Here is a 12,532-nt window from a genome sequence, read left to right on the forward strand (position 1 = left end):
AGTCATTAAAACGAGAAAGTGCCGGGGGCATTAGGACGAAGGCATAGAACGAATATCCTAGGACGCATATCCAATGGCGGGAGGTTCAGCGTTTGGTCATGCTGGAGGGATGATCTTCACACTCTTTACACATGAATATCCCCAACCGTCATGATTCACCGCCTGTCAGGCCGGTGAAGATCCAAAGTCTTCAGCGGGAGCATGAGCTGTTGTCGATGCCTGAACCGCTGGAAGCGGAGGTGAGCATGGATGAGGTATCTGCTGCGGGGAAGAAGGACCATGTTTTTGTTAGCTACTGGCGCAAGGCCGGTGGCGGGTCACTTTCGGTGAGCATCGCCTTGCATGTGGCGTTGTTGGTGGCGGCCTATTTTATCGTGGATACGATTTCGCCGCCCGAAGCCAAGGTGGATTTTGTGCCGGGGGGAGGCAGCAAGGCGGCGGCGCAGGCCTCGCAGGAGCGCACCCATCAGGTGCAGCAAAAGAAGTTCAACAAGATGCAGCAGTCGATGCCGATGAAGCGGATTGTGGTGGAAAGTTCGAGCGCGACGATTTCGTTGCCTGATCTGCCGCTGGAGGACATTGATTTGCCGGATACCAGCAGCATGATGGGTGGGGCGATGGGGGGCGGGGGATTCGGTTCTGCTGGCGTTGGCTTGGGTTCAGGGAATGGCATCGGCTCGGGAGCGATGAAGGGATTTGCGGGGATGACTTTTTTTGGGAAGATTGGTGGAGATGGGATTCCCGGCAGTTTCTATGATTTGAAACAGGATCGAAAAAGGCAGCCGCTAACTTATGGCAGGGGCAACCAGGCAGAGACGTTTCGGGAGTATGCGGGACATATCAACAAGGTGGCGGCCAGGCGGTTTGGTGCGTCGGTGTTGGATGGCTATTACAAGGCGAGTCAGGAGGTGAATTTCACTTATCTTTTGGTGCCCACAGATACCTTGGCGACGGAGGGGCCGAAGTGTTTTGGTGCGGAGAAAGAAGTGCAGCCGAGCGGGTGGTTTGTGCATTACACGGGCAATGTGGTGGCTCCTGACAATGGCGAATGGCGCTTTGTGGGGTTTTTCGATGACTTGTTGATTGTTTACATCAATGGCAAGCCGGTGCTGGATGGTTCGTGGAATCCGATGGTGGAGCGGAGTGGGAGAAACGGGGATGTGGATGATATTCGCCAGGAGTTTCGTGGGCCGTCGATTGCGGGCGATCGCACGGCTTATGTGGGCAGGTGGATCAAGTTCAGCGGGTCGACCCGCATTGACATTGTGGTGGGGGAGACGCCAGGAGGCAAGGTGGGGGGATTGTTGATGGTGGAGAAGAAGGGGGCGACTTATGAGAGGCGGGCGGATGGAACGCCGATTCTTCCGTTGTTTAGTGCGGTGGCGTTGGATGCGGGAGAGAAGAAGGGGTTGATGGAGAATGCTTTCGCCAAGCGGGTTCAGGTGGATCCGAACATGCCGGTGTTCGAGGTGAAGAAGTCGGTGTTTAGGTGAGGGGGGGATTGGATGGGCTTTAAGCAGGAGAGCAGACAACCAGAAGAAAGCCGCGTGAGAGATGGATAGGGAACTCAGGCGGGTGCGATGTTGATCGAATCAGCGCTAAAACCTTTGTTCTATTGGCTATGATTTTGAGGCTGCTGTTCGTTATATTTTGACCATTTCCATTTTCCCATGATTTCACGTTATCTGCCGTTCGCCCTTGTGATCCTTTGTCTTTGTTCCTTGCAGGCAATGGCGGCTCCCAAACTGCCCAAAGATCCCGAGAAAGTTTTGGCTTCAAGATTGAATCCGTTGTCCAAGGGGCAGGCGCGGGAAGTGCCCAATCGATTCCGAATCATCCTTTCATTCATGGAGTTGGCGGAGCAACGTTCGCCTCAAGGAGCAGAGGAAATTCTGCGCCGGGCTTACAACGAACGTGGTGATATCGGTCCGATGCGTCGAACCGCTTCGGTCATTGCGATCACGGCGGCTTGGCGGGAGGCGCGTGCACTGGGGGCGTTTGACGAGCAACATGCCTTCACGACAAAGATTACCAAGGGTGCTGACGTGGGGCAGTCGGTGGTTTTTGAACCGATTGTGCCGGTGGCAGAGGCACCGGAGTTTGCTGCGGAGCTGGCCAACTACCGGCTGGTTCAACCGAGTCGTGCACGCAAGGAGGGGGAGCCACTTTCGCATCGGGATTCCGCCGCCATCGAGGGATTGCAGAACATCATGCAGGAAGCGAAGAAAATGGACACGGTGGGCAACCATGCAGAGGCCTGGAAACGAGATATGGAGGCCGCCGGCGATCTGGCAAAGCAGGTGCCCAAAGTGCGGTTGAGCATGATGTCTTTTTCCTCACCCTCAAAAAAGAACGGGGAGGTCTGGCAGACCAGGATTGATATTGGCAACGCCTCCGAAGTGCCGAGCGAGGTGACCCTTCATTGTTACATGATCGGCAGGCTCTGGAAGAAAAAGGATATTTATGTCATGCAGCATCACACCCAGCAGCTCAAGCTGCGCGGGACGGAGGTGAAGGAGCTGACGCTGGCCACCCGTAGTCGCAGCCATTGCAAGAAGGTGATGGATGATCACGAAAAGCTCAGCAAAGATGAACGCAAAAAGAGCGAGCTGGATTATGTGGGCTCGTTGACCATCGTTCAGCACAATGGCACGACGTTGGCCACTGCGGCGACCTACAGTTCGTTGTTGAAGCTTCTCGATGCCAAGCAGCAGTTTCCCGGTGAGGTTTTGATTCTGGGCAAGTAGGCAGCCCTCCGATACTCAGATTCCAAGCTCAAGGTTGTCGATGAGCCGGGTCTTTCCAAAGAATACGGCGGTGGCCAGCAGGCTGCGGTCGTTGGCACAGGGATCGGGGATCAGCGTGTCCCGGTTGACGCAGGCGATGTAGTCCAACCGATGCAGCGGGGCGGCATAGGCGAGATGTTTTTCGAACATGGCGGTGAGCATGTTGGAATCCGTTTCGCCGCTGAGGAAACGTTCGTTGACGAACTCCAGCCCCCGGCGGATTTCCACGGCCTGATCGCGCTCATCTTGATTGAGATAACGATTTCTGGAACTGAGCGCGAGGCCGTCGGGTTCGCGCACGGTTTCGATGCCGATGATCTCCACCGGAACGTCCAGGTCGCGCGTCATGCGGCGGATGATGGCGAGCTGTTGATAATCTTTTTTTCCAAACACCGAGTGCGTCGGCTGGATGATGTTGAAGAGTTTTAGCACGACCAGACAGACGCCATCAAAATGTCCAGGGCGGCTTGCCCCGCACAGGGTGGTGGAGAGACTGGTCTCCAGAACCTGCATGGATCGGTCGGGTGGATAAACTTCGTTTGCATCGGGCGCAAAAATCATGTCGACGCCAGCTGCCTCACATTTTTCGGCATCGGCTTGAAGTTCGCGGGGGTATTTGGAGAAATCTTCGTTGGGGCCAAACTGGGTGGGATTGACGAAGATACTCACCACCACGCTGCCTTCGGGTCCGGCGATCTGCCGTGCTTCATGAACGAGCTTGAGATGACCTTCGTGCAAGGCTCCCATGGTCGGCACCAGCACGATCCGGGCAGGAATTTTCCCGGCGTGCCAGGCACGCACTTCGTTGATGGTGGACAACACTAGCATGCGTTCCGATAGCCACAGAGGCGCGTTTCACAAGCGGCAAGTGAGGCGATGTTGTCCGGAGGTCGGCGAGATTACCGAAGCGAGCGAAGGTATTCGAAGAGGTCGGTGACTTGCTGGTCGGGGAGGGCGTCGATGAGCCCTTCGGGCATGAGGGAGCGGCGCAGGAATTTGGCTTCGCGGATGGCGGATTTGTTGATGCGCTGGTCTTCGGCTCCGACGGTGCGGAGGATGACGGCTTGTTGGTCTTGGGAGGCGAGGAAACCTTCGCGGATGGTGCCGTCCTTGAGTTCGACCCGGTAGATGTAATAGGCGCTTTCAAGGGCGGCGTTGGGGGTGAGGATGTTGCGCAGGATGGCTTCGGTGCCCATCGCGCCGACGCCGCTGAGGTCGGGTCCGATGTGATTGCCCTGACCTTTGATGAGATGGCAGCCCATGCAGATCATGGCGGTGAGTTTGCCGGCTTCGGCGTTGCCGGGTTTGCTGGCGAGGGCGCGGTGTTTGGCGAATTTGGCGTCGAGGACGGTGGCTTCTTCTGCGGTGAGGACGGGAGGGATGTCGGAGGTTTTGGCGGGTTGGGCTCCGGGTTGGAGTTTGCCCCAGACGTTGTCGCTGGAGGTGTTGAGGAGGAGATTGGGCGTGGAGTCGGGAAGGCCGCGATCAAAGCTGGCGCGGATTTGGTCGGGGGTGCGTTCGGTGTTCCAGACGCGGAAGTTGGACATGGCTCCACGGGTGCCGCTGGGTGCGGTGGACCAGGCGATGCGAGGATTTTCGATTTTTCGAGGGGCGGGTTTTTGGCTGATGCCGGTGGGTTCGCCGTCTTGATAAAGTTTCCAGATGCCGGCGGCATCGCGAGTGGCGGCGACATGGGTCCACATGCCGGGGGTGATGGGTTTTGAGGACACGACGGCGTCGGCGATTGGGGGGAAGGCGTAGACGCGGAAACGGCCGCCGAAGAAGTTGAGGTCGAGCTGGCCGGGGGCTCCGAAAATGCCGTCGGAGTTGCCGGGCTGGCGGGTATCGGGATCGAGTCGGATCCACGTTTCGACCGTCATGGGGCCTTCGAGGGTAAGGTTGATTTGGGTCCAGGCGTTTTCGGTGCCGTCGAGCATGAGAACGTCGCGAAAGAGGCTGGAGGAGCTTTGAAGAAGAGCCGCGAGTTGAGGGTCGTTGGGCAGCAGAACTTGCAGGCGTTCGAGCAGGGAGGCGTCGAGGTCGATGGCATCAATGGTGCCGGATTGGGCGGCGTTGACGATGGTTTTGGCGGTGGATGGATTGGTTGCGAGCCGGTTGAGGGCGGTGCGGCGTTGGGAGGAGGGGAGTAAAGGCCAGAGGTCGAGGGTGAGGGTGGCGGCTTCGGCGGATTGGCTGCTGGTGAGGGCGAGGAGGGCGGAGTCGCGGATGGCGGGATCGGCGGAATTTTTGATGAGGTTGACCAGTAACGTGGTTTCACTGGTGCCGATTTCGGCGAGGGCGCGAAGGGCGGCGAGGGTATGCTCCGGTTTTTGGATGAGGGCGATGACTTGCGGTTCGACGGCGGTGAGTTTGAATCCGGCGGCGAGGTTTAACGCAAGGGCGGTATCGTTGATCTTGAAGAGATTGATGGTGGTTTCGGTGAGGAGGGGGGCGAGTTTAGTGGTGTCGAGTCGGCTACGAATCTGGAGGAGTGAATCGAGGACGGCGATGCGGGTGACGGGATTGTCGAGGGCGAGTTGCAGGGCTTCGATGACGCCGGGTTGATCGAGGTATTCAACGAGGCGGAGGATTTCGGCTTGTTCGGGGGCACGTTGAAGTTGGGGAAGGAGTTTGGCGACGCGGATGGCGCTGGACTGGGGTTCGAGGGAGAGGGTGGCGAGCAGGATGGCTTCGGTGGGAAGGTCGGTGGCGGCGGGGGAATCGAGAAACGTTTCGACGGCTAAAGGCTGTTTTTCGAGGGCCAGCCGGACGAGATAACGTTGGAATTCGCGTTCGTAGGCGGGACCGACTTTGATGATGTTTTGGGCTTTGTGGGATGAGGGGGCGGTGGGCGAGGCGAGGGGGGCTTCAGCGAGTGAAAGGAGGATTTGGAGGGATTGGGTTTGTTCGGCGGGGGTGAGTTGGGGATGGTTGAAGAAGATGCCGGCGACGCGGGCGGTTTCGGCGCGGACTTCGGGATCTTGGTCTTTGGCGGTGTTGGCGAGGAGGGTGAGTGATTCGGCGGCGGTGATGTGTTTTGGTTGGTTGCCAAGGAGGCGGATGGTTTCGCGGCGGAGGTTGCGATTGGGGTTGGCGAGGAGGGCTTTGACGAATGGGTGGTCGAGATGCGGGGAGTTGAGGCCTTCGAGGGCCCAGAGGGCCTGGATGCTGGCGGCGGGGCTTCTTTTGCCGTTTTCGATGAGGGCGCGGAGGTCTTCAGCGAGGTCGGTTTTTTTCTGATCGACGACGGTTTGCCAGGCGAGGTGGCTTTGGGCGAGGGAGTCGTGGCCGAGTTTGGCGAGGAGTTCGTTGTTGGAGAGTTTGGTGAAGTCGGGGACTTGATGCGGGGTTTTGGTTTTGGCTTTGATGCGCCAGATGCGGCCACGGATTTTGTCGCGCTCGGGGTGGTTGCGGGGGACTTCGTTGTGGGAGATGATTTTGTTATACCAATCGACGATGTAAACGCAGCCGTCGGGGCCGAGGGTGAGAGCGACGGGGCGGAACATTTCGTCGGTGGACTCGAGGAAATCGGGCAGATGTTCGGTGCGCCAGTGGGGTCCGTCGCGATGGAGTTTGATGGCGTTGATTTTCCGCGTGATGGGGTTGGCGACGAGCATGACATCGGCCCAGGGGGCAGGATAAGCGCCGTTGGCATCGGTGAGGGCGAGGCCGCTGAGGCCGGTGCCGCCGAGGCGGAAGTTGGTGATGCTGGGGAATTCGGGGGCGTAGCTTTTCCACTGTTTGTTGGAGCAGCCGGGGTAGTTGGCGTATTCGTGGAAGGGCATGACGGCGTAGCCAAAATCGTTGGCCTCCTGGATGAAAGCTTCGCCTTCGCCGTTGAGGACAAGACCCCAGATGTTGCAGGGGCCGTTGCTTGTGATGTCGAAGCCGGAGCCGTCGGGGCGGAATTTGGCCATGCGGGTTTGGTCGAACTTGATGGCGCGTTCGGGGGCGTCGTTGGGGCGGCGGACTTTGCCGTAGTTGAAGGCACCTTGGGCGAACCAGAGGTAACCTCCCGGGGCGCGGGTGAACTGGTGGGGGAAGAGGTGGGAATCCTGGACGCCGAAGCCGGTGAGGATGGTTTCGCGCTGATCGGCTTTGCCGTCGTTGTCGGTGTCTTTGAGGTAGACGATGTCGGGTCCATGCAGGGCGTAGCAGCCGTCTTTATAAGGAAGAATGCCGAGGGGAATGGCGAGTCCGTCGGCAAACACGCGGGGTTTCTGGGGGCCGGGGGCAAAGGGGGCGTCGTAGACGAGGATTTTGTCTTTGGCGTGACTTTGATAGAGGGCATCGGCGGCGGCGGGGTTTTCATTGCCGTCGACGGGGTATTCCATGGCGGTCATGGTCCAGAGGCGGCCGCGGTCGTCGAAATGCACGGCGATGAATTTACCGATGCCGGCGTCGGGGTCTTCGGCAGCGACGAGTTCGACTTCAAAACCGTCGGGGACCTTGAAGGTGGCGAGTTGTTCCTGCGGGGTTTTGGGGGTGACGGTGAGGGCGTTGCCTTCTTTGAGAGGGACTACGTTGGCGGAGGCTTTGGGTTTCTTTGCAGGGGGGTGGCCGACCTTGTCCCAATTGGGGGCGTTGGGAGTGGCGGGCAGCTCTTCGATGGTGACGTCTTTTACCTGCACCTGGGCGACGCCGCCGCTGTGGATCTGGATGGCGATCTTGCCGTCGAGGGCGATTTTGGGATCGGCTTCAGTGTAGTCGAGCGCGGGGACGTCGTTGATCCAGGTTTGGATGCGTGGTCCGGTGGTAAGGATGCGGAAATCATTCCAGTCGTTTTTGATGACGGAGGATTGCACGGCAGCGAGATTGGCGGATTCACTGATGACTTTGTTGCGGCGCGATTCGTCATACATCTTGCCCCACCAGCCGTCGCCGGCATCAACCTGGTAGCCGCTCATTTCGGTGTTGTTGGGGACGCGTAAGCTGCGGATTTGAATGCCGCTGTTGATCATGCCGGTGGTGGGGTCGCCGGTGAGTTTGATTTTTAGACGCAGGTCGAAGTTGTGGTAGCTGCGGTTGGTGGCGAGGAAGAAATTGTGGGGGATCTTTTCGGTGATTGAGCCGCCGGAAATGGCGCCATCTTTGACGGACCACCATTTGAGATCGCCTTCCCAGCCTTCGAGGGTTTTGCCGTCGAAGAGGGGCACGGGCGCAGCATTGGTGACTGGAGCGAGCGTAATGCAGGCGAAGGTGAGGAGGAGATGGAAAAGGCGCATGGGAAGGAAAGACAAGGGAGGGGTGGGATGGAGGATACGTGGAATGATGACGAGGTCTGGCGGTGAGGCACCCACCATTAAACGATGAAAATCCACCTTGGGAAATCGGTGCATTTTCCAGAGTCTAGCGATGAAGGCGGGAAAGATGAAGGGGCATTTTATGAGACGTCTGATTGCACCAACATCCATCGACGATGAGTTGCGTGAGGAGAATTTGTCGGCTAGGAATTTTTCATGCACATTCCTGAAGAGACCTCATCGGCGGTTCAAGATTCCTTGCTGGCCATCTGTTTGTTTGCCGCGTTTGCGGACGGGGAGAAATCGGAAGTGGAGCGGGAGGAAGTGCGTCGAGCGGCAGTGGATTTCGGATCGGAGAATCTTGGCATCTTGTCGCGAAAGATCCTGATGCGGAAGCTGTCGTTGCAGGAGGTGGCTGCGGGATTGGAATCGTCGCAGGACAAGTTGCTGGCTTATGAGATGGCGCTGGCGGTTTGTGAGTCGGACGGTGAGGTAAATGCGAGCGAGAGGGAGTTTTTGGACGAGTTGAAGGGACTGCTGGCGTTGAAGACGGAAGATGCGGGGGCGGTCGAGAAGGAAGTGGACGAGGTGGCGCTGGCTCCGGTGAGTGTGGTGCCGCCTCCGTTGCCGGTTGCGGCTGCCGGGCCGGAGAATGGCGGGATGATTTTGAAGTATGCGATTCTAAATGGGGCGCTGGAGTTGTTGCCGGAGACGTTGGCGACGATGGCGATTATTCCGATGCAGATGAAGATGGTGTATCGGATCGGCAAGACCCATGGGTTTGAGCTGGACCAGTCGCACATCAAGGAGTTTTTGGGGACGATTGGGGTTGGGATGGGATCGCAGGTGATGGAGGGTTTTGCGCGCAAATTGATGCAGGGATTCGGCAAAAAACTGGGCGGCAAGATGGGTGGGAAGGTGGCCAATCAGTTGACGGGTTCGGCATTTTCTTTTGCGTCGACTTATGCGTTGGGCAAGGTGGCGGAGAGTTATTATGCGAGCGGGCGGAAGCTGGATGTGGCTTCAATCAGGGGAATGTTTGGGCCAATGAGGGACCAAGCCGAGCAGTTGCACGGGAAGTATCTGCCGGACATTCAGGCAAAGGCCGGGGAGTTGACACCGTCGAAGATTTTTTCGCTGGTGCGGGGTGGGGAGGTTTGAGGGGGCGTTGGTGGCGATTGCTAGTGATTCAGCAGATTATTCGGGCCTCTTGTCCAGTGCATTAAGAATCTGCTCGGCAAGATCGCGAAAGTCTTCGCCACTGTCCTTCGCACTTTTAGAATGGGCACCAATTGCTCCATCAGAGGGTTTCAACTTGAAGATCGGTTTGCGTGCTTCCATCGCCATTGGCATCAAGCTCCGGTAATGTTTTAAGAGGCCCAGGCAATTTGGGTCGTCAACCGTTGAAGTGATGGAGTTGGGGGGCAGGCTCAAAACTTTTTCTCTAAACGTCGAAGGTATTTTCCTGGCCCACTTTTCATAGGCCCAAACAGGTTTGCTGTCGCGGATCCCAAACTGAATCACGACATAACCCAATGGCTGCATTGTCGCTTCGGGGAGGAGCAGATCGGGTGCAGGATTTTGTGTGAGCCGAATTCGCCAGTCTTTGCGCCAAGTGGTGAGCGTTGGCCCGAGGTTTCGAAGACCTTGGATGGAGAAAAGGTCGGGAGCCAGGGGGATTACGACGGCATCGGCACAAATGAGTGCAGCGCGATTGATGGCTCCGAAATTAGGTCCCACATCGACGAGCACAAGGTCAGCTTCAAAACTATCGGCCGCTTGGCGGATAATCCGATACAGCGAACTGGTGACGCGGAATGCGGGCTCCTGTCGATCCAGACACTTGCCCCAAGCTTCAGAAAGGTTCGATTCAAAGTTGGAGAGGTTCAGGTCTCCAGGGATGAGGCGAATATTGGAGGAGATGTGTTGAAAGGGGGTGGGGCCGATGTCGCCGAGACCGCGAATAATGGGGGTAAGCGGTGCCATGATGCTCTGATCCTGGGCGTTGTCTGGATCCCACAATTTTTCGAGTTCCGGTTCGGTGAGGAACATCGAAGTCAGGTTCGCCTGAGGGTCGAGGTCCGCGACAAGGACACGTTTACCCATTTCGGCCAACATCCACGCGAGGTGATAGAGCAGCGTGGTTTTTCCTACGCCGCCCTTGTTGTTGAAGAAGGCAAGTGTCTTCATCGCTGCAGGTGCTTCGGAATAATGGCGAGGAAGTGACTGGATTGATAGTCGAAACTGGGTGGCGGACTTTGGTTGTCGTTGAGTGCACGTTGGGCACGGGCGATGCCGCGCCCGAAGCGATTCACATACCCTAGGGTGTGCATAGCCTCGGCGATGATCGGATTTCGGTAAGCATTGACTCGAGGGAAATTCTCGGGGGAGGCGTCTCCATACAATCCACCGGGGTTCTGAATCTCGATGCGATCGTTAAATTGGTAAAAACGAATCGGGCTGGTCGACTGATAATCCCTGTGCAGCACGGCATTCATGAGCAGTTCGCGAACTGCCTCGGGCGGGAAGTCGAAGACCGCTTGTTCGCGTAATTCTGAAACCGCCACAGGTCGTTGGGTGAATCGGCCTTTGAGAAAGCTATCCAATTCAGACAGGAGTGTGATGAGGCTACCTGTGAAGGTTTTTTCTGCCAGCACGGTGTCGGCAAGTTCGGGGCCGTCGTATTGGACGAACTGCACTTTTGCGCCGGGGAAGAGGTCTAGGGGATCATAAGCGAAGACCAGCATGCCAGCATTGGTCGGGCAGTTGCGTTTGAGGTTGTAGAAGCGCAGCGCGGCAAGCTGTTCAGGAAGGTCCCTGTGGTTTTCTGCAATGACTTCCGCCGCGATGGCTTGCGGGCGGTAAGTGTGACGAAATGTTTCTGTATCGAGGCGTTCAAGATCACCTTCTGGGCAAGGTGTAACATCGAACGTCCGAAAATTTGCGGTCCTACGTTCGATCAGAACTCGTTCTTCTGATTCGCTGGCCACGCCCTTTCGTGGGCCGATCCGAATGTGGGTGCGTCCTTTGTATCGCACGGGTGGCATATCATTTGGGTGCACTTCCACCACGATGACTTCACCGTCTCCGCCTGGATGCGGCACACGGCTTACATTCATAACGGGGAGGGGCATGATGGCACCATCGGATCGGAGGCCCACCAGTTTTTCAAGCATTTCGGTGGATACCGACAGGCGATAAGCTGGGTTGTTCTCGTCAATGCCGATAACCAAATAACCCGCGAGGCCCCGACCTGCCATGTCGTTGGAAAAGGCGCAGATGGCTTCACGAAACTTCTCGTTGTCCTGGGCCGCTCGAGTGAGCTCAACACGGTCTGCCTCGCCGCTTGAAATCAATTGCCTTAGGTCTTCGGATGTCATGTGCTTGAAGTCCACCATAGCGGGATTTGTTGAACATGATAGGATGATTGCATCCATTGTGTCCCGCGACACGCTGCGGAATTGGCTAATGACTTACAGGATCAACATGCAGTCGCCGTAGCTGTAGAAGCGGTATTTTTGTTGGATGGCTTCTTGGTAGGCGCGGAGGATGAGGTCTTTGCCGGCGAGGGCGCTGACGAGCATCAACAGGGTGGATTTGGGGAGGTGGAAGTTGGTGATGAGGGCGTCGATGACTTTGAATTGATACGGCGGGTAGATGAAGATGTTGGTGCTGCCGGTGTCGGGGATGAGGCTGCCGTGTTTGGCGGCGATGCTTTCGAGGACGCGGGTGGCGGTGGTGCCGACAGCAATGACGCGGTTGGCGGCGTTGATCTCGGCGGCGGATTCGGAGGTCAGGGCGTAGTGCTCGGCGTGCATTTGGTGGTCTTGCACGTTTTCGGCTTTGACGGGTTGGAAGGTGCCGACGCCAACGTGGAGGGTGACGAACGAGTGGGGGATTTGGCTGAGGATTTCAGGGGTGAAGTGGAGGCCGGCGGTGGGAGCGGCGATGGATCCGTCGTGTTGGGCGAAGACGGTTTGGTAGCGGGGTTTGTCGTCGTCGCGATCCTCGCGGTGCATGTAGGGAGGGAGGGCGAGATGCCCGTGTTGGTTTTCGTCGATGGGGTGGTCGAAGGTGAGGTCGCGGTCGCCGTTCTCGTGGATGAAGGTGACGGTGCCGGTGGAGGGGCCGATGTGAATGGTATCGTTGAGGCGCAGTTTGCGGCCGGGCTTGACCATGCAGCGCCAGTGGGTGGGGGTGATGGCTTCGAGGCGGAGAAGTTCTTTGGTGCCGTCGTTGGAGAAAAAGCGGGCGGGGACGACGCGGGTGTTGTTGAGGACGAGTCGGTCGCCGGGTTGGATGAATTGGGGGAGGTCGGTGAAGTGGTGGTGGGAGATGGTTTGGCGGGCGCGGTCGACGACGAGCATGCGCGAGGCGGCACGATCGGGGAGGGGCTCACTGGCGATGAGTTCTTCGGGGAGGTGGTAGTCGAAGTCGGAAGTGAGCATGAAAGGCTAAAGGATAAAGGATAAAGGCTGGGAAAGATGGGCCCGATCTAAGTGG

8 protein-coding genes are annotated in these 12,532 nt (G+C 57.7%); 3 read left to right on the forward strand and 5 right to left on the reverse strand.

The genetic code is table 11. The features are described 5' to 3' along the window. Positions 1 to 131 precede the first annotated feature (131 nt). Together FEM03_RS21555 and FEM03_RS21560 are read left to right on the forward strand one after the other, a co-directional pair. Entirely contained in the window at positions 132 to 1,493 is a 1,362-nt protein-coding gene (locus FEM03_RS21555) for a hypothetical protein (RefSeq protein ID WP_240772870.1), read from the forward strand. A gap of 177 nt (positions 1,494 to 1,670) precedes the next feature. Continuing rightward, positions 1,671 to 2,747 (forward strand): hypothetical protein, encoded by a 1,077-nt coding sequence (locus FEM03_RS21560; protein WP_138088387.1) that lies wholly within the window; start codon positions 1,671 to 1,673, stop codon positions 2,745 to 2,747. Between the two features lie 15 nt (positions 2,748 to 2,762). Here FEM03_RS21560 and panC read toward each other — a convergent pair whose 3' ends face one another. Beyond that, positions 2,763 to 3,614, reverse strand: a complete 852-nt coding sequence (gene panC / locus FEM03_RS21565) for a pantoate--beta-alanine ligase (protein WP_138088388.1) — start codon at positions 3,612 to 3,614, stop codon at positions 2,763 to 2,765. A 71-nt stretch (positions 3,615 to 3,685) separates the two neighbouring features. Continuing rightward, positions 3,686 to 8,125 carry a PVC-type heme-binding CxxCH protein gene (locus tag FEM03_RS21570; protein WP_138088389.1) on the reverse strand — a complete coding sequence of 1,480 codons (4,440 nt, stop codon included), beginning with the start codon at positions 8,123 to 8,125 and terminating at the stop codon, positions 3,686 to 3,688. A gap of 120 nt (positions 8,126 to 8,245) precedes the next feature. Here FEM03_RS21570 and FEM03_RS21575 point away from each other — a divergent pair, with 120 nt between their 5' ends. Beyond that, positions 8,246 to 9,190, forward strand: a complete 945-nt coding sequence (locus FEM03_RS21575) for a TerB family tellurite resistance protein (protein WP_138088390.1) — start codon at positions 8,246 to 8,248, stop codon at positions 9,188 to 9,190. Positions 9,191 to 9,226: 36 nt separating this feature from the next. Here FEM03_RS21575 and FEM03_RS21580 read toward each other — a convergent pair whose 3' ends face one another. The 3 genes from FEM03_RS21580 to queA all read right to left on the reverse strand — a co-directional run bounded on the left by FEM03_RS21580 (position 9,227) and on the right by queA (position 12,477). Next, on the reverse strand, positions 9,227 to 10,219 hold the full coding sequence (locus FEM03_RS21580; RefSeq protein ID WP_138088391.1) for a ParA family protein: 993 nt from the start codon (positions 10,217 to 10,219) through the stop codon (positions 9,227 to 9,229). Continuing rightward, positions 10,216 to 11,409 carry an ATP-binding protein gene (locus FEM03_RS21585; RefSeq protein ID WP_138088392.1) on the reverse strand — a complete coding sequence of 398 codons (1,194 nt, stop codon included), beginning with the start codon at positions 11,407 to 11,409 and terminating at the stop codon, positions 10,216 to 10,218. The genes FEM03_RS21580 and FEM03_RS21585 overlap by 4 nt, the downstream gene beginning before the upstream one ends. Positions 11,410 to 11,502: 93 nt before the next feature. Continuing rightward, complete coding sequence (queA, locus tag FEM03_RS21590) at positions 11,503 to 12,477, reverse strand: tRNA preQ1(34) S-adenosylmethionine ribosyltransferase-isomerase QueA (protein WP_138088393.1); 975 nt, start codon at positions 12,475 to 12,477, stop codon at positions 11,503 to 11,505. Positions 12,478 to 12,532 lie beyond the last annotated feature (55 nt).

Source organism: Phragmitibacter flavus (assembly GCF_005780165.1).
Taxonomy (GTDB): Bacteria; Verrucomicrobiota; Verrucomicrobiia; order Verrucomicrobiales; family Verrucomicrobiaceae; genus Phragmitibacter; species Phragmitibacter flavus.

Coding starts and splice junctions, on each gene's coding strand:
- FEM03_RS21555 (WP_240772870.1), top strand. CDS start 132: ATGAATATCCCCAACCGTCATGATTCACCGCCTGTCAGGCCGGTGAAG.
- FEM03_RS21580 (WP_138088391.1), bottom strand. CDS start 10,219: ATGAAGACACTTGCCTTCTTCAACAACAAGGGCGGCGTAGGAAAAACC.
- panC (WP_138088388.1), bottom strand. CDS start 3,614: ATGCTAGTGTTGTCCACCATCAACGAAGTGCGTGCCTGGCACGCCGGG.
- queA (WP_138088393.1), bottom strand. CDS start 12,477: ATGCTCACTTCCGACTTCGACTACCACCTCCCCGAAGAACTCATCGCC.
- FEM03_RS21585 (WP_138088392.1), bottom strand. CDS start 11,409: ATGACATCCGAAGACCTAAGGCAATTGATTTCAAGCGGCGAGGCAGAC.
- FEM03_RS21570 (WP_138088389.1), bottom strand. CDS start 8,125: ATGCACCGATTTCCCAAGGTGGATTTTCATCGTTTAATGGTGGGTGCC.
- FEM03_RS21560 (WP_138088387.1), top strand. CDS start 1,671: ATGATTTCACGTTATCTGCCGTTCGCCCTTGTGATCCTTTGTCTTTGT.
- FEM03_RS21575 (WP_138088390.1), top strand. CDS start 8,246: ATGCACATTCCTGAAGAGACCTCATCGGCGGTTCAAGATTCCTTGCTG.